The sequence below is a fragment of the Massilia violaceinigra genome (genome assembly GCF_002752675.1).
GTDB lineage: Bacteria > Pseudomonadota > Gammaproteobacteria > Burkholderiales > Burkholderiaceae_D > Telluria_A > Telluria_A violaceinigra.
Genome location: NZ_CP024608.1, coordinates 5,117,512 through 5,141,731 on the forward strand (window position 1 = coordinate 5,117,512; position 24,220 = coordinate 5,141,731).

13 protein-coding genes are annotated in these 24,220 nt (G+C 66.7%); 3 read left to right on the top strand and 10 right to left on the bottom strand.

Going from position 1 to position 24,220, the window contains the following annotated elements; all coding sequences use genetic code 11:
- The first annotated feature begins 133 nt into the window (after positions 1 to 133).
- The 3 genes from CR152_RS22075 to CR152_RS22085 are packed head-to-tail and all read left to right on the top strand — an operon-like array spanning position 134 to position 2,027.
- Positions 134 to 565 carry a hypothetical protein gene (locus tag CR152_RS22075; RefSeq protein ID WP_157778658.1) on the top strand — a complete coding sequence of 144 codons (432 nt, stop codon included), beginning with the start codon at positions 134 to 136 and terminating at the stop codon, positions 563 to 565.
- Positions 562 to 1,005, top strand: coding sequence for a hypothetical protein (locus tag CR152_RS22080; protein WP_099878558.1), 444 nt, complete (start codon positions 562 to 564; stop codon positions 1,003 to 1,005). The genes CR152_RS22075 and CR152_RS22080 overlap by 4 nt, the downstream gene beginning before the upstream one ends.
- Positions 999 to 2,027: an energy transducer TonB gene (locus tag CR152_RS22085; protein WP_099878560.1), complete on the top strand. Its 1,029-nt coding sequence runs from the start codon at positions 999 to 1,001 to the stop codon at positions 2,025 to 2,027. Before CR152_RS22080 ends, CR152_RS22085 begins: the two co-directional genes overlap by 7 nt.
- A 40-nt stretch (positions 2,028 to 2,067) precedes the next feature.
- On the opposite strand, the gene CR152_RS34320 is transcribed toward CR152_RS22085, so the two are convergent.
- The 10 genes from CR152_RS34320 to CR152_RS22145 all read right to left on the bottom strand — a co-directional run bounded on the left by CR152_RS34320 (position 2,068) and on the right by CR152_RS22145 (position 24,220).
- Positions 2,068 to 3,681, bottom strand: coding sequence for a chitinase (locus CR152_RS34320; RefSeq protein WP_229413506.1), 1,614 nt, complete (start codon positions 3,679 to 3,681; stop codon positions 2,068 to 2,070).
- A gap of 226 nt (positions 3,682 to 3,907) precedes the next feature.
- Positions 3,908 to 5,515, bottom strand: a complete 1,608-nt coding sequence (locus CR152_RS22105) for a hypothetical protein (RefSeq protein WP_157778659.1) — start codon at positions 5,513 to 5,515, stop codon at positions 3,908 to 3,910.
- 40 nt (positions 5,516 to 5,555) lie between these two features.
- Positions 5,556 to 8,387, bottom strand: a complete 2,832-nt coding sequence (locus CR152_RS22110; protein WP_157778660.1) for a hypothetical protein — start codon at positions 8,385 to 8,387, stop codon at positions 5,556 to 5,558.
- 6 nt (positions 8,388 to 8,393) lie between these two features.
- Complete coding sequence (locus tag CR152_RS22115) at positions 8,394 to 9,791, bottom strand: ATP-binding protein (protein WP_099878566.1); 1,398 nt, start codon at positions 9,789 to 9,791, stop codon at positions 8,394 to 8,396.
- On the bottom strand, positions 9,775 to 16,515 hold the full coding sequence (locus CR152_RS22120) for a contractile injection system tape measure protein (protein ID WP_099878568.1): 6,741 nt from the start codon (positions 16,513 to 16,515) through the stop codon (positions 9,775 to 9,777). Before CR152_RS22120 ends, CR152_RS22115 begins: the two co-directional genes overlap by 17 nt.
- 4 nt (positions 16,516 to 16,519) lie before the next feature.
- Entirely contained in the window at positions 16,520 to 19,003 is a 2,484-nt protein-coding gene (locus CR152_RS22125) for a baseplate wedge protein (RefSeq protein ID WP_099878570.1), read from the bottom strand.
- Positions 19,000 to 19,278: a hypothetical protein gene (locus tag CR152_RS22130; RefSeq protein ID WP_099878572.1), complete on the bottom strand. Its 279-nt coding sequence runs from the start codon at positions 19,276 to 19,278 to the stop codon at positions 19,000 to 19,002. The genes CR152_RS22125 and CR152_RS22130 overlap by 4 nt, the downstream gene beginning before the upstream one ends.
- Positions 19,275 to 20,117, bottom strand: coding sequence for a hypothetical protein (locus CR152_RS22135; RefSeq protein WP_157778661.1), 843 nt, complete (start codon positions 20,115 to 20,117; stop codon positions 19,275 to 19,277). Before CR152_RS22135 ends, CR152_RS22130 begins: the two co-directional genes overlap by 4 nt.
- A complete protein-coding gene (locus CR152_RS22140) occupies positions 20,104 to 23,799 on the bottom strand; it encodes a baseplate J/gp47 family protein (RefSeq protein ID WP_099878576.1) in 3,696 nt (1,231 codons plus the stop codon). The genes CR152_RS22135 and CR152_RS22140 overlap by 14 nt, the downstream gene beginning before the upstream one ends.
- Positions 23,786 to 24,220 carry a GPW/gp25 family protein gene (locus CR152_RS22145; protein WP_099878578.1) on the bottom strand — a complete coding sequence of 145 codons (435 nt, stop codon included), beginning with the start codon at positions 24,218 to 24,220 and terminating at the stop codon, positions 23,786 to 23,788. Before CR152_RS22145 ends, CR152_RS22140 begins: the two co-directional genes overlap by 14 nt.

The window sequence follows — 24,220 nt, forward strand, 5'->3', positions numbered from 1 at the left end:
TGCAGTGTGGTTGTTTCGCACACAAGCAGTGTCATTCCCATAAATATACCTTGAGCCTGGGAACAGTTTCAGATAAGGTTGCAGTCCGGAAATTTCCGCCTTTATTTTAACTGACAGGTTTGATATGTATCGAATGCTAGGCGCTCTTGCGCTCGGTCTGCTTTTAAGCGGCTGCGCCACCCAATACCAGAGCATGGGAATGACCGGCGGCCACGCCAGCGGGCAAGGTCCCGGCAAGCTCAAGCGGGTGGTCTTCGCCGGCAATGGCTATACCAAGGCCGATCTGACGCAGGCGTACGCCAAATACCGCTGCGCCGAAATGGCCCAGGCCAACAAAAAGCCTTTCTTCATCATGTACGAGTCGCTGTTTGCGGCTGCCGCCGAGCGGCCGTCGACCACGCCGCGCGTCGGACTGGTGCATAACAAGCCGATTTCCACGGTCTTCATGCTGATGCTGGATGCCCCGCGTCCTGGCGTGCTGGAAACCGCGGTTGTCCTCCAGGAACTGGGACCCATCGTCAATGGCGGGCCGGTCGCATCAAGTACACAAGGCGGAACGCAATGAACTTTCCATCGAACGGCATGCGCGCGGCAATCGCATGCGGCATTCTTCTCCTGACCGCCTGCGGTACGCCGATACCGGTGTATGTCCCCGAGGCGGGCGCGGCAAGCACCAAAGTGAGCCTGATGGGCGGCGGCACACCGTATATGTGCCTCGCAGGCCAGTTCTACCGGTTCGACGTGCAGGCCGGCGCCGATGGCACGTCCACCGTGCAGGTCCCGGTCGGCACGCGCCTGACCATGCGCAACGTCATGACCTATCAGGGCCATAACGTCACCAGTACGTGCAGGCCCGCGTTCAGCGTGATCCCGAAGGAAGGCCAGACCCTGATCATCAATAGCGGCCTCAGGGCCGGCACGTGCTTCATCGAAGCGGTGCGCGAGGACAACAGCAAGGATACCGGCGTGGCGCTCGAACCGTCGCTGGGAGCGCCGCAATGCTGAGGCTCGGCGCGCTGCTGGCGTTGAGCGTCATGGCGTCGGCTGCCTCTGGCGCCGATCTGCCCTTGTCCGCCTGTGCAGCCCAGACTTATCCGGCCGAAGCCTTGCGCTATCGGATGGAAGGCGCGACCCGCGTCCAGCTTGGCGCCGACAAGGCCGCGCGCGTGATCGGCGAAAGCGGCTACGCCGTGCTCGACCGCGCCTCGCTGGCCCTGGCGGCTACCTGCAAACCGGCGCGCGCCAGCGAAGATGGCTCGCCGTGGGTGATCACGGTGCCGTGGAAGCTGCCGGTCCAGGCGGGCTACACCGCCGCGCGGCTGGCTGCCGAGCGCTGTACGCGCAGGAATAAACTGATCCGTTTCCCCGAGCTCGATGGCCCGCCGCCCAACGTGACCGTGCGCGTACTGGTATGGACCGATGGCGCGCCGTACACGCCGAAGATTGAACTGTCGAGCGGCGAGCCGCTGGTCGACAAGCAGGCCATCGACATCGTCGAGAACTGCCGGTTCGATCCCGCCACCCTGGCTGGCGCGGCGGTGGAGGGTGCCGTGCTGGTGCCGCTCGCCTTCGACACCGCCGGCGTGTCCGACGAGAAGATGCGCGCGGCGTACAAGCGCATGACCGATCCGCTGGTCGGCAAGAAGGATTACAAGCTGGCGCAGATCCGGTACGCATCCGAAACCGAAGCGACACGGGTGATCGGGGAAATCAACGGCGGGGCCAGCTTTGCCGAAATCGCCCGCACCCGTGCAAAAACGCCGAACGAGGCCAAGCTCGAAGGCAAGCTCGGCTGGATGCGCCTGGCGCAGATGGACAAGTCGGTTGCGGAAAGCATCGACGCGCACGGCGTGCCCGGTTTGTTGCCGAAGCCATTGCGCGGCCATAGCGGCGGTTGGCATGTGATCGAAATCCAGCAGACGCGCCCGGCCGAGTCGGCAGGCTACGACCAGATCAAGACCGAGCTCAAGCGCAAGCTGATCGAGGAACGCGACATCGTGGTGCAGCAGCCGCCTGCCGTGAACTGATGTAAATGAAAGGGGCCGCATGTGCGGCCCTTTTTTTTGCTTACGGCAGTGTTTTCAGGGTCGCCTTGACGGGCACCGAGAAGTTATAGCCATCGTACCGGTCCCAGTTGATCGACCACGTCATCACGCCCCGGAACTCGGGATAGGCCTTGACCGGCTTGATGGTGCCGCAGTTGAGCAGCCGGGTCAGGCAGTTGAGCGCGTTGTTGACGTCGGTCGTGGTGGTAAAGCCTGACCCGGCCGAACTTCTGCCCGACGGCACGCCAAAGCCAACCTGGTCCGGCCGCAAGCCGGCAAAGGTATTGCCGCCATACGTAAAGCCTTCGATCAGCATGCGTGCCGTGGCGACCAGCTGGTCGGTGGACCCGGCCTTGATCGGGCCGGTTGCATACGGCGTGTAGATGTCGCCGTTGTTGTAATACTGCGGATGCAGCACGGTCAGTTCATTGCGCAGCGCGTTGATGATCGGGATGTACGCGCCCCAGATCGAACCGTAGCTGGTATAGCCGCCTTCCACATACACCCATTCCGGCGCCATCGAAAGATAGAAGCCTGCGCCCACCTTGGCCTTGAGGTTCTTGACCGCGATCGGCAGGTAAGTCTGGATCGCCGCGCCTTGCGAGACGCCGTTTTCCAGGTCGATGTCGATGCCGTCGAAGCCGTATTTGACGATGATCGCGTGCAGGGAATTAGTGAAGTTGGTCGCTTCGGCGGTCGAGCCGACCGATACCGAACCGTTCTGTCCGCCCAGCGAGAGGATGACCTTCTTGCCCTGCGCCTTTTTGGCCTTGATGTCGGCGATGAACTGCGCTTCGCTGCCGGCGCTCGGGTCGACCGTGAAGCTGACGTTGCCGCCGCCGGCATTATCGGCGAACGAGACCACGATCACGTCCCAGTCGTTGCTGACCTGGCTGATAGGATAGGTGTTGCTGCTCGGGTTGGTGAAGTTGTGCCAGTAGCCGATCAGCGCGTGTTTGGCCAGGCCCGTTGGAGTAGGAGTTGGCGTCGGGGTAGGTGTCGGGGTAGGTGTCGGCGTTGGTGTTGGCGTCGGAGTCGGAGTCGGCGTCGGAGTAGGCGTCGGGGTCGCGCAGGTGCCGCCGGTAGTCCACAGCGTCGGTGAATCTTTCGGATTCCAGTTGGTGCCAACGTACGCCGTATGAGCAACGAGCGCCTTGTACGACACGCCTAGGTAGCTGACAACCTGGCCTGCGGTATAGGTGCTTCCTTCCGCCCACAGCGCGCAGCCGGCCGGCGTTGGGGTTGGAGTCGGCCCGGGTGGCGGGGTGGGCGTTGGTGTCGGCGTCGGAGTTGGTGTCGGCGTCGGAGTAGGCGTCGGCGTCGGCGTCGGCGTGGTGCCGCACGTGCCACTCACCGTCCATGGCTTGCCGCTTCCACCGGCCCCGTTGTTGGTCGATGGGTTGTCTCCCTGCGTCCAGTAGGCGGCCGTGTAGTTGATTCCGCCGTAGCTGGCCGATTTGCCACCCTCGTAGGCGGTGGCGCTGTTCCACGCCGCGTAACACACGCTCGTTGCCGCCATCATCCTGCTTTGGGATGACTGGGTGCCGGTGGAGGTGTTTTCGCTGCCGCCGCCGCACGCGGCCAGCGCTCCGCCCAGTACGCTGACGATCAGGCTGTTGATGATTGTTCTGTTCAATTGGAGCTCCATTTCACATTGTCGGGACACGTGCGTGCCGAAGGGATACCAGGACGACCCATGCGCCGCATGACGTACAGATGCGCGCGCGACGATGGCCGATTCGATCCGCGACGGGATTCCGATGCCTTATGTGCAAGATCGATATACCAATATAACACCAATAAGGCGATATATGCATACCAAATTGTGTAAAACGAATACCAGATTGTGCCGCCTGAATTGGCTAATAGTGCATCGCGGCGCTCGAGGACGAGGCGGAATCATCTTTCGCAGGTGCCCTGACGTTGGCCAGGCTGAGGTGAACGTCCTCGTTGAAACGGGTCTCTGTTTCGACGCTCCAATCCACAATATTCTCGGCGTTGCCACCCGGCGCTAACCCCATCCGCGTGACGACCACACGTACCGAAGTCGGAATCAGGTTCAGGTCTTCTTGCGCGAACTTGACCGAACTGCCATCGGCCGAGGTCCTGCCGTAGGTGGCGCGGGCGCTGTACGACATGACCTCGTCGCTCCTCATCAGCCCTTCCGCGGTCGACTCGGGCGTGCGGATGCGCCCCTGGTTGAAAAAGCCGGTGAACGGCGTCAGATTGCTGTCGATCGCCTTGCCGCCGGCCAGGCGGGTGACCAGGTGCCCGGCGATAAACGCATTCTTGAACCCCAGCCCGTAGATAGTGTTGAGAGCGATCGAAGCGTCCATCGTGAAGGCCGCCTCACCGGTCCGGCTGCCTGTGCGGCCGGTAACGGTTTTCCCGCCCTGGCCGAGCGTGTGCGTTGTCCCTGTCGAGTCGGCGGCGCTGCTCGTCCCGTAGAACGTTGCGATGATGCCGGCCGGGCGTGCCCAGTTCATGCCGGCCAGGCGTTTCAAGCCTTGCGCGATGTCGTTCAGAATAGTGACTTGATCCGCCTCGAGTTTTTTCTTGTTGCTCAGACTGGGTGTTTCCGCAATCTCGATCCCTTTCTTGTAGGCGGCCTGGAACCGCACGACGTACTCCGACGCTTCAGCGACGAGTTGCGGGGAGGGGGTATGCGGGTATGTTGTCGCCAGCTCGATGAGCGCCCCGATAGCCGCCTTTTTCGGCTCAGCGTATTTTTTTCGTGTGTCTTTCTGGAGCGCCGCCGCCATCTGGCCAAAGTTCGGGTAAACCGGTGCCAGCGCGGCGTCATCGGCCGCCGCATTGTCCGTGTCGTCGCTGGCGCTCTTTTGTTCCTCGCCGGGGCGGAGTACGTGGCTGGACGGCGACGCCGCCGCATTTGCAGTGTTCTGTTCGTACGTATCGAGTATCGCGGCGAACGCCGCGTCGTCGTCATCGTCCATCATCGAGCTCGACGATGGCACGCCGGTCGCGTCCGGTCCGAGCGCCGAGCTGGAAGAAGCGGAAGCGTGCGTCGCCTGCCCTTGTTCCTGCTGCGCCTGCATAGTCACGGCGAGCTCCGCCTCCTTGATGGCATCGATGGCTTCCTGGTAGGTGTCGTACTGGCTGCCAAGATAGGCGAAAACGGCGTTTTGAAACCATGTCGGCGGGTCGTCGGGGTCTTCATACCTGTCGCTGAGAAACTGCATCAGGTTCTCCAGGGCGTCGCTGTCGAGCTCGCGTTGCACGACGAGCGGAGCGGCCGCCACGCCAGCCGGCCGCAGGGGCGGGGGCACCAGTGCCTGTGCCTGCTTGCGCTGCGAGACCATCCGGGCGCTGCCGTCGATGCGCTGCGCCCAGTCGGTCATGCGCACTGCACGCGCACTGTTGTGTATGGACGCGGCGGCGGGCGTCAACTGGCGGATCGCCTGGCCGCTGCCGGCTGCCGTGTCCGCAACATTGGGCGCATTGGTTTTCATCGGCTTCTCCCGTGAACCGGCGTAAAGCGCCATGCCGCGCTCACGGCCGCTCGTTGCGTTCCTTGAATTTTGCGCGGAAATAACAGTACATTCCGATCAGGCACAGCACCAGCACGGCGGGGATCAGGTAGCCGTCCGACGCTGGCGCCAGGTAGGGATCGAACAGCAGCAAGGCCACCAGCACCAGTACGGCCAGCAGCGCGACGGCCAGCGGCGCCACGTAGTGTTTGCGCAGCAGCGTGCGCGCCTGGCACGAGCGCCAATACGCGATCGCCAGTACCACCAGGATGATAAGCAGCAGATCGAATGCGAAGCGCAGCGGCCAGCGGTACTCGCAAACGAGCTTGCTGACCGTGCTGTCGGTGCTGCTGGCCTGGCCCGGCGGATCGCGGAAAAAGTCCTGAATGCAATCGTCCACCGATTGCGATTCGCCGCAGTCCTTGACGCCGGCGACGGCGCGCCTGGCTGGCGCCGCATTGGCTGGTGTCCTGCCCGGCCAGAAACCGACCCCGCCGAAATTCTGGTTAAAGTAGACCAGGTCTTCCTGCAGCTGTTGCCAGCCGCTGCCATCGAAATTGATGACTGGCACGATCCGGTTCAAGAGGCGTAGCTGATCCATGCTCGTTCCAGCGCTCTCGATCTCGCGCCGCAGCAGCCGCTTGTTGTACCCGCTCGGCTCATCGAACAAGACCAGGAGATTGGGTAGTTTGCGCATCTGTTCGCGCTGCGACATCTGATGGCGCCGTTCGGTCATCCACCATGGCGCCAGCGTCTCGTCGCCACGCACCATGCCGGCCAGCTTGCTGTATTGGAAGATCCCCTTGTTCAGTTCGGCGCGGCGCATCATGATGTTCAAGCGAAAATGTCTCTGGTCGAGGCGCTTGCGCAGATCGCCAAGAAAGGTCTCGAACTGTCCCACCGAAGCGGCGTCGCGCGGATAGCCATCGAAATACAGGGTCACGCCATCGCCGCGGACCGGCACCGGCGTCGTGCCGAACGAGAGCCATGGCCGTGCCCTGGACGCAAGGTCGGTCATGGACGCGTTGAGCAGGCTCTCGATATTTTTCGACAGCAGGGCAAACCCGTGTGCGCGCTCCTCGACGCCGAGCGCCGACCACGGCCCCCAGGCGCTGCGCTGAATCACCCAGTCGACTTTGACCCGGTGCCGTCGCGCGGCGGTGACGAAGTCGAGCTGCCGGTCGTCCTGGCCACTGAACAATTCGCTGACCCTGCCGCCGCCGTTGGCCATGATCAGCGTGCCGCTATCGTCGAAGGTGACCCCGTAATAGTTAACGCGCGACACCAGGCTGAAATCGATCCGCTGGGCGGCCCCGCCCTGCCAGAACGGCAGGAAGCGAAACACCTGGGTTCTCTGGTCGTCGCTGCAACCGCACAGGTCCGCTGCCAGTGTGATCGGTGCGGATTTGTCGTACGCTGGCGTCTTGCGGCTCACCTGGTCGAATAGGTCGCCGTAGCGCGTGTACAGGTCGCCCAGCGTTCTGCGTTCCTTGTATCCGGGGCTCGCACTGGCAGTCGCCCCGTCGAGGGCGAACTCGGGATCGGCCGGCCCGCAGTAATTGGCGTCGCGCAGGTTTCGAAGGCGTTTGCCAAGATCGGGATCGGCATCCTGGCCGTAACTGACAGCCTCGATCAGCGCCGCCATGTCCTCGTCGCTCATGCGCCCGGATGGCGGCGGCGCCCGGCGCGCGGGCGACACCGCCGGCTGGCAACTGCCGATACCCACCGTTAGCCGGTCTTGCAGCGCCCGTGCGAACAGTTGCTGGTGCGGGTATTGCATGCCGACCATCGGTTGCAGCAGGGCGGCCAGTGGCGCGGGCAGTACCGGCCGTGCGGCGATGGCGGCCAGGGTCTCGTCGGTCACGCCGATGCCGTGATCGGTTTTGAGCGCATGCTCTTTCAGCAGCGGCAGCAGGGGCCCCGGCTTCTGGGTGGTGTCCGCCAGCACCGCCTTCACTTCCTCCTCGAAGTCGGTGTGCGCGATGACGGTGTCCGGTTCGACCAGCGCCTTGAGCGCCTTGACCGTGGCGGCTGAGAATTGACGCTTGCTGGTAATGGTCTTGAGGTCCTCCGCTGTCAGTCCGTACCAGTAAGTCTGGCCGACCTTGTCGCCCACGTTGGCAAGTTGCGCACTGACCTTCGCGTGGTAGCGCACCAGCACCGGTGGCAGCTTGACCTCGTCGAGCCGCAGGCGGATCGGATACAGCATGGCGCGGTCGGGTTGCCCGTCGATCCAGCGCCCGAATTCGACGCTCAGCACATCGGGGCGCCATTCCTTGTGCGCCGCCAGGCGGTCGGCAAAATGCAGCAGGGCGTCGACCGATGCTTCCGACACGTTCGGCGCCGGCTCCATGTTGTAATAGAGCCAGAAGCGCGTGATGAAGGACAGCGTGATCGGCCCCACCACGTTGTCCGACAGGGGCTGGCCGGCTGCGGCATGGGCCTTCACGTAGGATGCGTCGCCCTGGAAGATCTGCTTGAGCGCGTCCTGGATGCGCTTGCGCTTTTTGGCATCGTAACGCTGCAGCACCTCGACCGACAGCAGGCGCGGCGCCGCACCCGCCTTGGACGGCGCCGGCGTGGGCGCCACAACTGACTTGGGTGTCGCTGGCGTGATCGTCGCAACCGCTTTGGGTGGCGCTGGCGTGATCGCTGCAACCGCCGCCGGCTCGGCCACGACGACTGTTTCTGGACTTGGTACGGGCACGGTAGCCGATTCCGGCGGCGCCGGCCTGGACACTGAAACAGGCTTGGGCGGTGCCGGCGTGGCCGCAGCCACAGCCGTTTCGGACAGCGCCAACAGGAAGCCCAGCGCCGCACAAGGCAGGAAAGACCAGCGTGAATGTAGGTTCATAGATCCCTAAAGGGTGCGTCCTTCTTTGATGAATTCCTTCTTGATCGCGCGTTCCAGGTCGTCCAGTTCGATACGTACGCTGTCCGTGGCCTGTTTTTCCTGGCGCCGCGCCGCGCGAATGGCGGCGTAGCGCGCCACGTTGGTCAGGGCGCCGCCCGAGAGCACGTGCTTGTCGGCCAGGCGGTGCAAATCGACGTCGGCTGCCAGCAAATCGCGGTCCTGAAACAGCTTGTCCCACAATTGTTCGCGTTGCAGCGCGTCCGGCAGCGGAAAATAGATCGCCGACTGGAAGCGGCGCGCAAACGCCTCGTCAAGATTGGAGCGCAGGTTGGTCGCCAGGATGACGACGCCGGGGAAGTCCTCCACCCGTTGCAGCAGGTACGAGATTTCCTGGTTCGCGTGACGGTCGTTCGAGCTGCTGCCTTCGGTGCGCTTGCCGAACAGCGCGTCGGCCTCGTCGAAAAACAGGATCCAGTTCTTGTTCTGCGCCTGGTCGAACACATTGGCCAGGTTCTTTTCGGTCTCGCCGATATATTTGGAGACGATCATCGACAGGTCGATGCGGTACACGTCCACGCCGACCGATTGCCCGAGCAGGGTCGCCGTGAGCGTTTTCCCGGTGCCGGGAGGTCCGTAGAACAGGGCGCGAAAGCCGGCCTTGACCTTCGTCTCCAGGCCCCAGCGGCGCAGCAGGGCGGGACCGCCGCGCATCCAGGCGCGGATCTGCTCGATTTCATCCATCACCTCGGGCGCCAGCACCAGGTCGGACCAGGTTAGCGGAGTGGTAATCAGCTTGGCCGGGAAGCCGGCGCCGAAGTCCGGCTTGTGCTGCTGGCCGACGGTGAGCCGGTGCAGATAATCGGTCTCCACCGCCAGCGTCGCGCGCAGCGCCGGCTCGCCGCTGGCCGCCTGCTGCATGCGCAAGATACCCAGCTTCGCAAAAAAATGCGATGGCTCGAACAGGCGTCCCACCTCGAAGCGGCGTCGCAAATCGTCGCCGGCGAGGATGAAGACGGCGGTTTCGCCGGTCGGCAGCAAGCCGCTGTGCGCGGCGCCGCGCACGCCGCCGAACTCGGTGAAGGTGCGTTCGATCAGCTTGTTATGCGTCAGCAGCAGATCCAGCGCCTGCGGGCGGATGTGCGGCAGCAGCGCCAGAATCAGGACGATGCGCTCGTCGGCGCTCATCGCCACCCCGGCGCCGTTGCGCACGGTGTCGGCGAACAGCGAAGGATCGCCGGCCAGGTCGGGCGGCGCCGGGAAGACCGGCACCACCCCGGCATCGGCGTCCTGCGCCACGAAGTAGGTCTCGAAGCGCGCCGTCAGCACCGCCCCGAACCAGTCAATCTCGCGCGCCAGGCTGCGCGCATTGGCCGTCATTGCCTCGTTTTCAGCGCCATTCGACATGCACAGCCCTTTCCATCCATGGATGCCGGATCACCGAGAATGACCACGGCAGCGCGTCGAGCAGCATGTCGAACGAGCCGGCGTCCACTTTGAGGCGCCAGGCGTCGTCTTTCAGATGCATGCTGCCGGGCCGCTGTAGGAACGATTGCCGCAAGCCGTCGGGCGAGGTGTTGCCGATGGTTTTCCAGTGCGCGATCATCGCCCGCAGCATGGTGTCGACGGCCTCGCGCTCCTCGTCGGTCGGCACGATCTCGCGTACGATCGGGGCGCTCAGCTTCAGGCCGCACAAGACCTTGTTCAGGCCAAGCTGGTATTCCGGGCAATCGGTCTGGCCGCTGACGATGAACTGCACCAGGTGCACCGCGCGCTCGGCCGCCTCGGTGCTCTTGAAGCGGGCACCCTCGGTCAGGCCCACCATCGCAAACAGGCGCGGAAGGTAGGGGCCGGCCAATACCTGGCCGGCGTTCGACAGGTACAGGGCGTCGCACTCGTCATCGAGCGCGCTGGCGGCGCCCGGCGCCAGGGCCGGCGCATGGCGCTGCGCTGGCGCGGCGACGTCGGCTGCTTCGGTCAGATGGGCCGCCAGCCCCCGCGCATACGCGGCCGGTTCGAAGCGCAGGCGCTGCTCGAAGAACCAGCCAAAGGCAAATTGCCTGGTGCGCAGCCCGATGCGGGCCGCAGCCGGCGCCGGCAGATCCCGTGCCAGCGGGCCACCAACCTCACGCGCACAGCGCTGCACTGCCTCCAGGTCGGCCCCGGCCAGCAGCGTGACCACGCTGTCGAGCAGGCTCGCCGAAAATTGGGCGCTGTCGTCACCGGCGGCTTGGAGCAGGGGGGCCAGCGCCGCGCGTTGCGCCGGCGCATGGGCGGCGAGGGCACGCGCGCAGCTGACGGCGGCCCGCTTCGGTGCGGGCGGCGGTGGTGTGGCGAAACGCGTGTCGAGATCGTCGAGATCGACCGCACGCTCGTTGGTCAGGTCGTCGAGCACCTGGCGCAGGTAGGCCTGCGGCGCGGCGCTGCGGCTGGCATGCGCTTGGGCGGCGCCAAGCAGGGTTTTTCCGTGCTCGCCGACGTTATCGAGGTGGGCGGCGATCCGCCGCAGCACATCGGGATCGGATTGCGCGTGGGTGGTCGGTGCGGCAGGCATGGGGTCCTCCGGGGTGGATGGCACGGTGGTTGCGGGTGGCGGTCCCGCTGCGGCAGGCTGGCTGTCGACGTGTTCGGCGATGGCTTCCAGGTCGATTACCTCACCGCGCTCCAGGGCGATGTTGACGGCGCGCAGGAAGCCGGCGGTATCCGCGCTGCGTTCCGCATACGCGCTGATGGCGTGCCGTAGCACGCTGTCCGGGCTTGCCATGTGAGTTTGGATGGCTTGCCACAGCCGGCCAACTGTATCGCCGTGGGGGGTGTGCGTGGCCGGCTGCGCAGCGAAGGGCGGGGCTGCGGTCAGGTGCATGATGGTGGCCAGCCAGCGCGCGCGGTCGGGCTGTGGTGCGCGCGCGGCGTGCGGCTGCAGCAGGGCGCTGAGCGCATCGAGCACCGGCGTCGGGAAATGCTGGGCGACCCGCTCCCACAAGGCGGCGCGCGCGCCGATGTTCATGATCGCCATGCGGGAATCGTCGCCGAGACCTGCAAAGACGGCCGGTACGAGGCCGGCCGCATCGCCGTCGACGAGCGCGCGCAGAAGGAACGCGGTGCGGGCGCGCGCATCGACGGCGGTCAGGTCGATCCGTTGCGAATGTTCAAGCGCGTCGTGGGCGGCGCGCAGGAAATCCGGGGGACTGGCGCTGTGCGCGGCATGCACGGCGATGGCCTGCATCTGCATGTCGCGCTGCAAATGGTTTTCCACGGCGGCCATGCGGGTGGCTACTTGCCGCCACAGGTCGATCACGGGAGTACTCGGGGCGCGCAGGGCGGCGTTGTAGCGCTTTACGTCGAAAGGTGTCACCGCGAGGTGCATGATGCTGGCGAGCCAGAGGTCGCGCGCCGGTGCCCCCGACGCGTCCGCGATGTTGCGCAGGATCGCGGGCGCCTGCGGTGCCACTAGCGTCGTCAATTCGTCCAGCAGCGCGGGGGGGAAACGCCGGGCGACGCGCTCCCACACGTCGAAGCGGGCGCCGGTCCGCGCGATCGCCTGGCGCGCCGCGTCGCTGTGTGCCGAGAGCAGATCGGCCGTAAGCGCCGTCGCATCGGCATCGTCGAGCGCCGCCAGGATGCGTTGGACCGGTTGCACGGTGTCGTCGGGCGGTGTATTCGACGGGACAGGCGCGCCGACCGCCGCCGCATAGCGTACCGGGTCGAACGGCATGGCCGCCAGGTGCATCATGCTGGCCAGCCAGCGCTCGCGCGCAGGCAGTATCGCGGCGCCAGTGAAGGTTTGCGGCTGCCGCAGGATGGCTGCCGCGGCCGCGGCCGGGGCCATCAAGGCCGTCATGTCATCGAGCAGCGCAAGCGGGAAGCGCCGCGCGACCGGCTGCCATACGTCGGCACGGGCGCCGATGCGGGCGATCGCCTGGCGCGCAGCGTCGGCGTGCACGACAAGGACATCGGGCAGCAGGGCTGCCGCATCGGCGGAAAGTAGCGCCGCCAGGATGCGCCGTGCCGCTTCGGCGCCCGGCTCGCCGCCGGGTTCAGTGGGCGCCGCGTTCATTGCGGCGGTATAGCGCGCGGCGTCGAACGGAGTGGCGGTCAGATGCATGATGCTGGCGAGCCAACGGCGACGCTCGGGAATCGCCGAGGCGTGCGCACGGGCATGCAGATCTCGCAGGATAGTGGCCGCCTGCGGCGCCAGCAAGGTGGTGATCCGCCCGAGCAGCGCAAGCGGGAAGTGCTGCGCGACACGCTGCCATACATCGAAGCGGGCGCCGATGTTGGCGATTGCCTTGCGCGCTTCGGCGTCCTCCACCGCAAGCAGGCCCGCCTCGAAGGCGTCCGCGTCGGAGGACCCCAGCGCTGACAAAATGCGCTGTTCCGCGTCGGTAGCGATGTCTATCCGGTCGCGCAGGACAGGAATGGCCTGTGTTGGCTGGCTTTGACGTGCGGGCGCGTGCACGTCCAATGCGGCCGCATGGCGGCGCGGGTCGAACGGCATGGCTGTCAGATGCATGAAGCTGGCGAGCCACCGGTCCCAGTCCTGGATCGGCAGCTCGCTTTGCGGGGCCAGCAATGCCGTCATCCGCTCGAGAACATCGAGCGGGAATCGCCGTGCCACGCGCTCCCATACGTCGCCCCGCGCCCCGATGCTGACGATGGCGTCGCGTGCCACATCGCTGTGTTCACTGAATATATCCGCCGGCAGACTCTCCGCGTCCGCAGCCAGCAAGGCTGACAGAATGCGCTGTTCGATGTTCGGGCGATTCGTCAGGCCCATGGCGGCGGCGTAGCGTGCGGCGTCGAACGGCATCGCTGCCAGGTGCATGAAGCTGGCAAGCCAGCGGTCCCGATCGCGGATGGGCAGCTCGCGCAGTACGTCTTCGGCCTGCGGCGCCAGCAAGGCCGTCATCCGGTGAAGTACCTCGAGTGGGAAGCGCTGCGCCACGTGTTTCCAGACATCGGTGCGTGCGCCAATACGGATGATGGCATCGCGTGCCGCTTTGCTGTGCGTGCCGAACATGTCCGGTGGCAGATGCGCCAACTCCCCGGCCAGTAATGCCGAGTAAATGCGCTGCTCCGTGTCCGTACCGCTCGCCAGATGCATGAAGCTGGCGAGCCAGCGGTTGCGATCAACGATCGGCAGCTCCCGCTGTGGCGCCAGCAGTGCCGTCAGCCGATCAAGTACATCGAGCGGGCAGCGCTGCGCCACGCGCTCCCAGACGTCGCGACGCGCGCCGATGCGGGCGACGGCGGCGCGCGCCGCTTCGCTGTACTCACTTAATATGTCCGGTGGCAGATGCGCCACGTCCCCGGCCAGCAAGGCCGAGAAAATGCGCTGTTCAGTGTCCGTGCCACTCGTCAGCTGCATGAAGCTGGCGAGCCAGCGGGTCCGGTCATGAATCGGCAGCTTGCGCTGCGGCGCCAGCAATGCCGTCAGCCGATCAAGTACATCGAGCGGGAAGCGCTGCGCCACGCGCTCCCAGACGTCGCGACGTGCGCCGATGCGGGCGATGGCGGCGCGTGCCGCTTCGCTGTGCTCACTTAATATGTCCGGTGGCAGATGCGCCACATCCCCGGCCAGCAAGGCCGCGAAAATTCTTTGTTCAGTGTCCGCGCCACTCGTCAGCTGCATGAAGCTGGCCAGCCAGCGGGTCCGGTCATGAATTGGCAGCTCGCGCTGTGGTGCCTGCAATGCCGTTAGCCGATCAAGTACATCGAGCGGGAAGCGTTGCGCCACGCGTTCCCAGACGTCGCCACGCGCGCCGATGCGGGCGATGGCGTCGCGCGCCGCTTCGCTGTGCGTACCGAACATGTCCGGCGGCAGAGTCGCCGCATCTCCAGCCAGCAGTGCCGCGAAAATGCGCTGTCCGGCGTCTGCGCGGCTGCTCAAGCCGATTGCGGCGGCATAGCTGGAGGCGTCGAACGGCAGCGCGGTCAGGTGCATGAAGCTGGCGAGCCAGCGCTCCGGCCCGCAGACCGGCAGCTCGCGCAATATGGCCCCGGCTTGTGGTGCCAGCAACGCCGTCATTTGATAAAGCACATCAGGCGGAAAACGTTGCGCCACGCGCTCCCAGACCTCGCTGCGCGCGCCGATGCGGGTGATGGCGTCACTTGCCGCTTCGCGGTGTGTCATTAACATATCCAGCGGGAGACTATCAAAGTCCGCTGCCAGCAGCGCGGAAAAAATGCGCGCCTTCGCCGCCGCGCCGACGGCAAGGCTCATTGCAGCAGTGTAGCGGGCCGCGTCGAACGGCCCGGCTGCGAGGTGCATCATGCTGGCGAACCAGCAGTCTCGCTCGGCCAGCACGGCGCTGCCCAAGCGGTGCAGGATGGCGGGTGCCTGCGGCGCCATCAGCATGGTCATCTCATCGAGCAGCGCCATGGGAAAGCGTTGGGATACGCGCGTCCACACTTGCGCGTTGGCGCCGATATGCGCAATTGCCGCGCGCGCCGGTTCGCCGGACAGGCCCGATAGCGCGGACGCGTCGGCGTCGAGCAGCGCGCGCAGTACGCATGCCGTCGCGGCGCGCGCTTCGACGGCCGCGGGATCGAAGGTCGTGTCTTGCCGCAGATCGTCCCACGCAGCGCGCAGAAAGTCCGCCGGACTGACGCTGCCTGCCGCGTGGGCTGCGATCTCCTGCCTGCGGATCCCGGTTAGCTGGTCGCCTTGCGCGCTGGCCAGGCATGCCTCGATCCGCTGCCATAGCTTGACCACGAGCGCACTCGGGGCGCGCAGCGCGGCGCGGTAGCGCGCTGCGTCGAACGGCACGGCACTCAGGTGCATCACGCCCGCGAGCCACGCGCTGCGTGCTTTTGCGGGCGTTTGCACTGCCACGCGCGCTTCCGGGATCGACATGGCCTGCGGCGCCAGGAGCATGGTCAGCTCGTCGAGCAGGGGGAGGGGAAAGCGCTGCGCGACCCGCTGCCAGACGTCATGGCGTGCGCCGATACCGCGCATCGCGCCTGCCAGCGCATCGGCATGGACTGCGCGCAGGGCCGTCCATGCGGGTGGCAGGTAATCCGGATTGGCTTCCGACAGCATGCGGACGAACTGCCTGACCTTTGCGTCACCGGCTGCGGCGGGAGCCAGCGCCTCGAACATGGCGTCGGCCCACACATCGCGCTCGCGACCCGCCGCCGATCCGGCCAGTGCCGCCATGTCGTCGAGCATGGACAGTGGAAAATGCGCGGCGATACGCTGCCATAAGGCCCCGTCCGCGCCCTGACGCAGCATGACCGCGCGCAGGGCCGGGGCGTGGTGCGCCACAAGCTCGTCCCAGTCGGCGCAGATGGATGCCGCGTCGGCGGCCGCCAGCGCCTGTGCAAAGCGCGCCTGGGCATCGTCGGCGCGGTGCGCGCGGGTGGCGCTGTCGATGCCGATCTCGCGCAGCAGTGCCTGGGTTTGCGCGCCGGCGTCAGGGCCGAGTGCGCCGGCGGCCGCGCGCAATGCCGGTGTGGCCCCACCCGATGCCGCGCCCAGCACGTGCGCCAGCACCAGCTCCCACAGCATGCGCGTCTGATGACGCCGCGCCCCGGCGTCGCCGGCAAGGGCAGCGCCGATCGCGTCCACCAGTGCCAGCCACGCCCCGGCGTCCTGCGCCAGCAGCGGCACGAGGCGGCGCAGTTGTTCGCCGTCGAACTGCTGCGCCAGGCGCTTGACGGCACCCGGCACGGCCACGGCGCGGCGCAGAATGCCGGGCAAGGCCAGGGTATCGTTGGCCAGCAAGCGATCGAGCAGCGCCGCGGGGGTGTCGCCACGTCGCGCCAATCCGCCGCTGCGCAGGAAGCGTTCGAACAGGGCGGCATCGCAGGCCGGCGCGTTCGCTTCGGCGACGACGCCAGGGGTGGCGTGCAAGGCGTCAATCAGCGCGGCGCGCAGCAGTTCGCGCAGACGTTCACCCAATTCGGCATCGAGCAGGTGCGCCGGCACATCGCCAAGATCGATGTCGAGCCGCTCGATGCGGCGCAGGCGGCCATCATCCATTTCATCGAGCACCGCTTCGAGCTCCGGCAGCATGCGCCCCTTCACCAGTTCCAGCAGGCGCTCATGCGGCATCGGCTGGGGGCGCGGCGCGTCGCTTTCGAACGTCAGCTCGACCTGCAGTTCTCCGATGCGGTGGACGGCGCTCATCGGCTCATACCCAGTGACTGTGGACGTCGCGCTGCTGCTGGCGCAGCAGGAAACTGATCAGATAGGAGGAGGCGTCGTCGAGGGCTTTGTCGGCACCCCCGTCCTGCTCCGCCGCGTCGTGGCCGGACAGCGTGGCGTGTCTCAGCTTGTCGAGCCAGTTGCGGAAACGCGATTCGAAATCGTCCATCTGCACGTAGCCCAGCCAGTAGAACGTGGGCAGGATGTGCGCCGGCAGATTCAGGCTGACGGTGTCCTGTGCAAATTTTTGGAACTCCGGATCGTGAAAGCGCGCGGTCCAGTTGGGGAGCACGACACTGACTCGGAACGGGAAAAAGCCCTCGTCGGTGGCTGGACATTGCACGCTATCGCTGCGGCGCGGGCGCAGCAGGGTGTGTTCGACCAGGTGAAAGCCTTCGCAGCGCATGTTCAGCGAGCGCAAGGTTTCGCTCAGTTCCTTCAGTTCGGCGGCGCCTTCGCCGGACGCCAGTTCGCCCAGGTGCCAGTATGTCAGTGGCGCGCTTTTGACCTTGAAACGGACAGCGGCGCGCCCCTCGGACGTGCGGCCGATTTCCAGACGGCCGGGTGCAAAGGCCTTGCGCATCAGTGTCGCGGCGACGTTCATGGTGGCGCCGGGACGCGCCGCGCGCACGTGCCTGAACACGCCGGACAGTGCTCCTTCGCCGATGTGGGCGTCGGGGACGATGCGTAAGCCGGCGCGGCGCATCGGCTCGCACAGCGAGCGGCAGCAGTGGTGTTCGTGCAGCCCCAGCAGGATGGCGATCTTGCGCTGGGCGCCGCTGACATTGTCGCTGTCCCAGGCCGGCAGGTCGTAGCGAAAGCCGGCTGCGCGCTGCCGCAGCAGCACCACGATGCGGGTGAGGAAAGCCAATTTGTTCTCGAGCAGCCAGGCGTGCATCGCCTGGCGCACCGGGAAGTACACATTGAATTTGCGCAGCGCCTGTTGTGTGTAGCACTCGCCGTACATCGCCAGCATGACGTCGATCACGCGTTCGCGCCGGTCCTCGAAGGGATCGAGGCGGCGCCGGATATCGTCGAGTTCCTGCGCCATCTGGTCCGGTTCGCGCGTGTACAGCGCTTCGATATCGGGCAGCATCGCGTTGTTCAGGGATTGGGAGAAATACGATTGGGTCAGGTCCGTGTCGATCGAAAACACGCTGGCGATGCCGGCCAGGTTCTGCAGGTAGTTCGCCATCACCTGTTCGAAGACGTACAGGTAGGCCTTGAGCTGGCGCGCGTGGGCGTGCGCTTCGGGCGGGGCGCTGGCCGGCACGCCGTAGGCATTGATGCCGTAAATGGCCGGGAACTGGTGCTGGATCGAGTAATACGGCGCCAGCGGCTGGCCGGCGCCGGCCGGAACCTCGCCCAGGTGCTCGAGCGAGGCGTGGCGCTGGCGTAGCGCGCGCGCTTCGAACTGCAGTTTGTTCAAATTGATCCTGGCGCGCGAGATGAGGGCGCTCACGGCGTCGGCGTCGCTCTCGTCGTCGTTGTCGGGGGCCGCTGTCTGGCCCATGAAATGCACGCGCAGCATGCGCTTTTGCCGTTCATTTCCGGGAAAGCACAGGCGCGGCACCAGCCGCTTGCCGCCCGCACCATCGAGCCTGGCGGACTTGCCCTCGGCGTCGCACAAGTCCAGCATGTGGACCTGGCGCACGCCATCGATGCCGCGAATCAGTCCGATCAGGCGCGGCAGCGAAATGCCGGCGTCGGGCGCGCGCTGCGCGCTCTCGGTGATGTGGCCGTGCGTTGTAAACGGTCCGGAAAACAGCTCGTCGGGCGGCACGCCGTCGGCCGCCGCATGCTCGTAGCTGTCGAATTGCAGGCCGGAGATGAGGTGGTGGGCGCACTGGAAAAAGATGTCGGCGTAGATGGCGGCAGGGTCGCGCAGGCTGTGCACCTCGATATCGCCGGTCAGGTAGAAATCCTCGGTCTCGAGTACGGCAATGCGTCCGATGTCCTCGCACAGCGCGCGCGCGGCGCCGGCCTGGACGCGGATGCGGCGCGCCACGCCGGCCGCCTGCGCCGCCGTCGGCTCCGCCCGCACGCCGGTGGGAGGATCGCCCAGCTTGAAGGCGATGTCGATCAGGCCGTCCGCGGAGCCGGCCTGGGTCACCCACACATCCTCGATCTCGGCAATGCGGTCGTACAGCAGGCGGCGCCAGTCGTCGGCGGTGACCGGCTCGCTCGGGAAGATATCTTGCGGCAGGTGCAGTGCGTGCCGCTCCAGGTCGATCGTGCCGTCGCGGCCGGCCAGGTAATCCTCGTGCCGGAAGGCGGAGCGGTAGGCCAGTTCGGTGAGCGCGTAGCTGAGCTGGTCGAGCATGGTCACGCCCGGATCGTGGGCGTTGTAATCGGTCCAGCGCTGACCGCACAGTGCCTGCAGCATGGCGGTGCCGGTGCGCTGCAGGGCCTCGAAATCGAGGCCGTCGGGATCGGCCCCGCGACTGCGAATGGTCAGCGCTGCGCTCATGCCTCGCCCATGCCGGCCACCTGTTCCTCCAGTGCGTCCATCAGCAGGTGCACGCGGTGGTAGGGCAGCAGGCGCAGGGCGCCGACGATCAGCTGCAGGTCGGGCAGGCTGACGCTGTAGGCGTGGGCGGCATCGGCATCGGCGGCGGCGGCGGCATTGGCCTGGCGGTTCAGGCGTCCGATCAGGTCGAACACGGTCTTGAACGGCAGCTCGGCCAGCGCCTCGATCACCAGCGCGCCCTGGTCGGCGCGCAGCGCCAGGGTGAGCGCGCTCACGGCTGGCCGCCGCGCGCCGATGCGGGCCAGCTTGCCTTCATCGCCGGGTCGAACCAGAGCTGGGTCAGGTAGACCCGGATCGCGCTGCGCTCGGCCGGCGCGGTGCCGTCGGCGTCGTAGGCGCAGCCGACCCGGATCTGCAGCCGGTAAGGCGAGGTGGCGGCTTTGTCGGCGCCGCACCAGCGCAGTTCGAGACGGCTGCATTTGCTGCCGTAGTGGGCCTGGTGGCAGGTGATCTCGTTTTTGCCGCCCTGGAAGGCGGACAGCGCGAAGGCGTGCAGCACCGCGTATTTGCCCGAGTCGCGCTTGCCGGCGCCGGCCATGACCTCGAACGCCTGGCAGCCTTTCAGGTCGGACGTGACGTCGTGCCAGTTGCCGTCGGCCGGCACGCTGGCGCAGGCGCGTCCGGTGCGCCCGTCCGCCACGATCCGCCCTTGCAGGTCGAGCTCGAACTGGCTGGTGGCCGGGCGCGGCGGGCCGGCCAGGGTGGCGAAGCCGACCTCGGCGCCGGCCGGGCTGAGCGCCATCGCCTTGCGGTAGCCGGGCGTCCCGTCCGGGCCATCGGCCGCTTGCGGCCCGCCCGTGCCGAACACCAGGCTGCCGCCGCCCTTGTCCATGCGCACCGACCAGATCGCGCTCTTGTCGGCGATGTCGTGGTAAAAGCTCATCAGGCGGCCCTGGCCGATCTGGCCGACCTTCAGGCCGTCGTGGGCGTTCTTGTCGAACTGCTGGTCGACGATGTTGAGCATCGATTCGATCAGGGCGCCGAACGCGTCCTGGGCTGGCATCGCGCCTTTCTGGAACAGCCGCTTGAGTGTTTCCCGGCTATGAAGCGCCATTGCTATCCTCTGGTGAAATGATGAAGGTGGAACCGATATCGAGCGAATTCAGGTCGGCCGCGCGGGCGGCGTCGGCGCTGGCGATGCCGATCAGGTGGCTGTGCAGCGGCACCGCCACGCTCCATGGATACTGCGGCGTGAGCGCGGCGTCGGCCGCATCGGCGCCGCGCGCCGTGTCCGACAGCACGAAGCGCGCGGCCCCGCTGGGCGCGACGCGCAGCATGGAGCAGCCGCTGACGTCGGCAATATAGTCGAGGCCGATGATGAACGATTCGACGTCGTGCATGCGCACGCGCCAGCCGAAGTGGGTTTGCGGTCCCGGCGCGCGCCACGGCGACAGAAAGGCGGAGATATCCTGGTTCAGGCGCGTGATGTAGTGGCCGCCGGCCAGCCCGTCCTTCAGGCGGATGCCGCAGCGCACCTGGATTTGCTCGTACACCGGCGGCTTGACGGCGATGGTGGCCGCCGGCGGCGCCACGGTGCGGATGAAGCGCTCGATGTCGTCGACCAGCTTGCCGTTCAGGTGGGGCATGGCGTCGAGCGGCGCGCCATCGGCCACATGCGGCAGCGCGACGATCAGCAGATGGCCGGGACGCACCCAGTCGCACGCCGAGAGGCCTTCGGTGACCAGATTGGGAAAGCACTTGACCTTGTACACGTCGGGGAATTGCTGCAGGATCAGCGCCTCGTAATCGGCCGGCGTCACCGCGCGTCCCTTGTGGCGCAGGCGCTCGGCGACCCGGGTATGCATCTGGGTGCGGCTTTCCGGCAAGGCGCCGCCGGACGAGGCGGCCACCTGGGTGATCTTGCCCAGGCCGGGAATGACGGTGCGGCTGCGCTCGATGCTGGCGGCCGGCAGGATCATGCTCGCCAGCGTCCCCGCGACCGCGCTGCGGCGCTCGATTTGCAGGGCGTGGGCGTACACCGTGTAGACGCTGGAGAAGTGTTCCAGCGCTTCCGAGGCGCCCACCCGCAGCCAGTACAGGCCGGCCGGCATGACGGTGTGGTCGAGGCTGATGTCGGGCGGGATCGACAGCGTGATGACGCCCGAGGTCATGAAGGCGCTGGTGCCGTCGTCGATGATATTGCGGCGCGGTAGTGTTTTCCAGCGGTTGCCGCTCAGGTAAGACCAGTGCGGTTCGACCGGATGGCCGGGCACCGAATCGTCGCGCAGGTGGAAAAACAAGGTCAGGGCGGCCTCGAAGCCGCTGGCCGACAGGCCGATATGCAGGTTGCCCAGGTCCTGGCAATCGGGAATCAGGGTGACGCCGCTCTCGGTGGCCGCGCCGATCGCTTCCCAGCCGTGCGGGTGCAGGTGGATCAGCACGTTGTTGGCCAGCGCCTTGGGCGCCGCGCTGCGGTGCAGGTCGATATGGGCGATGGCGCGGTAGTTGAGCGCGATCGTGTTCACCAGCGGCGTGTAGGGCAGGTCGGGCACGCCGGCCTGGAAGTGGCGGCTCTTGTCGCGCAGATTGCGCGTCATGGCGTGGCTGAGCGCGTACGGATACTCGCGGTGGCCGAAGGCGAAGCGGGGTGCGGCCAAGGTGAACTTGAAAAAGCCGTTGCGCGCCGTCGCGCTGTAGCTGGTCTCGGGCGTGGCCGGTGCGGCGACCGGCTTGACGCGCCCGATCACGCCGTCGCACGGCAGGGTGACGTGGCGCAGCACGCGCTTGCTGGCGGTGTGGCCGTAGTTGGTGCGAAACAGCGGCAGCCATGGCGCTTCGGCTTCGTCCGGTCCCCAGACGCCGTCGGCCAGCGCCTCGATCCTGGCGAAATACTGGTCGCTGCCCTGTGCGCCCGGATAGTCGTGATAGTACTCCAGGAAGCCGCCGCTGTCGGGCGGCAGGTCGCCCCATTCGAGGTCGATGTCGGCGCTGGTGAGCGTCTTGACGGCCGCTTCGTCGCTGCCGACGATCAGGTAGGAGCCGACCGTCGGCAGCGCGCCGAAGGGCTGGAACGGCAAGGCCGGGCTGAGCATGCCGATATGGTTATGCAGCAACAGTTGGCGGCAGCCGCACACGCGTACCGCGATCGCGGCGGCGGCCAGCTGCAGCGCGCGCAGCAGGCCGAAGGGGTAGACATAGCTGTCCGGATTGAGGCGCAGGCGCAACACCGGCACCGCGACCTGGTAATCCTCGCCATGCAGCGCGGGCGCGTAGGGCACCACGGGCGGGGCGTCCAGGCCCAGCTCGAAGTCGATGCGCAGCGCGGGCGGGAGCGGCGCCGCGCCGGCGTCCGTGTCGCCCTCCCAGCAGGGATAGTAGGCCGGCACCGGCAGCCAGCCGGCCGGTCCGCTCAGTTCGATCAGGAACAGGCCGCGCAAGATGCGTGCGCGCACATCCTCGTGGTCGATGCGCTGGTCGCTGTCAGGTGCGCCCGGGTGCGTGTCGCGCAACACCTGTTCCAGCGCGACCAGGCGCTGGCCGAGCGTGTCGTCGTCGAAGCGCAAGGTCAGGCTGACCTGGCGAATGCCTTCGCGCATCAGGAGCACCGTACTGGCCAGCGCCACGCCGAAGCGCGCATCCTGCACGGCGCGGTTGTCGCCGGGGTTCTTGGGGGCGCCCATCAGCGGCACGGCCGACAGCGGCGCCGGATCGGTGACGACCAGCTTGTCCGGCACGTCCAGCTGGCGGCACCAGATGTTGCTGGGCCAGGCGGCATGGGACGGCGCCTTGCCTTTCTCATCCATGTCGGTTTCGGGGGCGATATCGGGGTCGCGGTGGCAGTACAGGGTGCTCAGCGCGCGCACCCGGGCGTCGCCCACCGTCAGGGCGCGCTCGGTCTGGTACACCAGGGGGGCGCCGGCGCCGCCGGACTGCGCGAAAAACTCGGCGCCGGCCGGCACCTCCACGTACTGGCCGGGCGCGCAGGGGGCCACCACCAGGCAGGCATGGTCGGGCACGGCGGGCAGCGGCTTCATGCCCAGCACGCGCTCGTAATAAAAGTCGATATGGGCGCCGGTGAAGCGGTTCAGGCGCCCGTGCAGGCGCTCGGCCATCGTGATGAAGGCGATCAGGAGCGCCACGCCGGGGTCGTGCTCGCCGCTCACCATGGAATCGGGCAGCAGACGCGCCGCTTCCTGCTGCACCATTTCGATCGCCTTGATGAAGGCGAAATAGCTGGCCCGCATGCTCGCCTTGCTGATTGCGCCGGCGGGCGCGCTATGCCATTGCGGCCCCAGCCCCAGTCCGGGCGCCGGCAGGAAGGCGGCGAAACCCCCGCCGTCGTCGCACAGGGTGGCGGTCACGCTCACCAGCAGGGTGTGCAGCTTGCGTCCGGCGTTGCCGGGACTGGTCGACAGGGAGCGCGTCCAGCGGTCGAGCATATCGGTGGCCAGCGCCGTCATCGGCAGCGTGTCGACGCGCCATTCCGCCACCTCGGCGGCGCTGTCCCACCACTGCTCGAAGTCGCCCTGCAGGCGCGTCAGGTTGGTCGAGAGAATGCGCGCGATGACGATGGTTTCGTCGGCCGAAAAATACGCTTCCCAGTTGCCGCCGACGCTGTTGTCGAGCTGGTAGAACTTGACCAGGGTGGCGTACTCGCTGGCCATGGCGAGCAGGTCGGGAAAGGACATTTCGGCCAGCGAAAAATAGCCGTCCTGCAGCGCCGGCAGCAGGCGCCCGGCCTGGCTGGTGCCGTCGCGCACGAACAGGCGCGGGGGATCGGCGTCAAAGGGTGGCATTGGTGCCTTCGGCGAAGTAGAACGGATAGACCATATTGCTGCGCGTATTGGTCAGGCGCACGGTGTAGGCGAGGTGGATGTCGAGCCGGCCCTGGTCCATGCCGGCGTCGCTGATCGCGATCCGGTCGAGCGTGATGCGCGGCTCGAAAAACAGGATGGCGTGCGCGATCATGCCCTTGATTTCGGTCAGGGTGTTGTAGCTGATGCTGTCGAACACATGCAGCTTGATGCCGCAGCCGAAGGTCGGGCGCATGACCCGCTCGCCCGGCGCGGTCGAGAGCAGGATGCGCAGGCTCTGCTCGATATCGTCGTCGCCCGATACCATGGCCGCCTGGCCGCCCGCGCTGTACGGACCGTCCGATTTGGTGAACGCCGGCGGAAAGGCCCAGCCGCGCCCGAGGAAGGATTGGTCGATGCTCAT

Coding starts and splice junctions, on each gene's coding strand:
- CR152_RS22125 (WP_099878570.1), bottom strand. CDS start 19,003: ATGAGCGCAGCGCTGACCATTCGCAGTCGCGGGGCCGATCCCGACGGC.
- CR152_RS22110 (WP_157778660.1), bottom strand. CDS start 8,387: ATGAACCTACATTCACGCTGGTCTTTCCTGCCTTGTGCGGCGCTGGGC.
- CR152_RS22075 (WP_157778658.1), top strand. CDS start 134: ATGCTAGGCGCTCTTGCGCTCGGTCTGCTTTTAAGCGGCTGCGCCACC.
- CR152_RS22115 (WP_099878566.1), bottom strand. CDS start 9,791: ATGTCGAATGGCGCTGAAAACGAGGCAATGACGGCCAATGCGCGCAGC.
- CR152_RS22120 (WP_099878568.1), bottom strand. CDS start 16,515: ATGAGCGCCGTCCACCGCATCGGAGAACTGCAGGTCGAGCTGACGTTC.
- CR152_RS22085 (WP_099878560.1), top strand. CDS start 999: ATGCTGAGGCTCGGCGCGCTGCTGGCGTTGAGCGTCATGGCGTCGGCT.
- CR152_RS22145 (WP_099878578.1), bottom strand. CDS start 24,220: ATGAGCATCGACCAATCCTTCCTCGGGCGCGGCTGGGCCTTTCCGCCG.
- CR152_RS22140 (WP_099878576.1), bottom strand. CDS start 23,799: ATGCCACCCTTTGACGCCGATCCCCCGCGCCTGTTCGTGCGCGACGGC.
- CR152_RS22080 (WP_099878558.1), top strand. CDS start 562: ATGAACTTTCCATCGAACGGCATGCGCGCGGCAATCGCATGCGGCATT.
- CR152_RS22135 (WP_157778661.1), bottom strand. CDS start 20,117: ATGGCGCTTCATAGCCGGGAAACACTCAAGCGGCTGTTCCAGAAAGGC.
- CR152_RS22105 (WP_157778659.1), bottom strand. CDS start 5,515: ATGAAAACCAATGCGCCCAATGTTGCGGACACGGCAGCCGGCAGCGGC.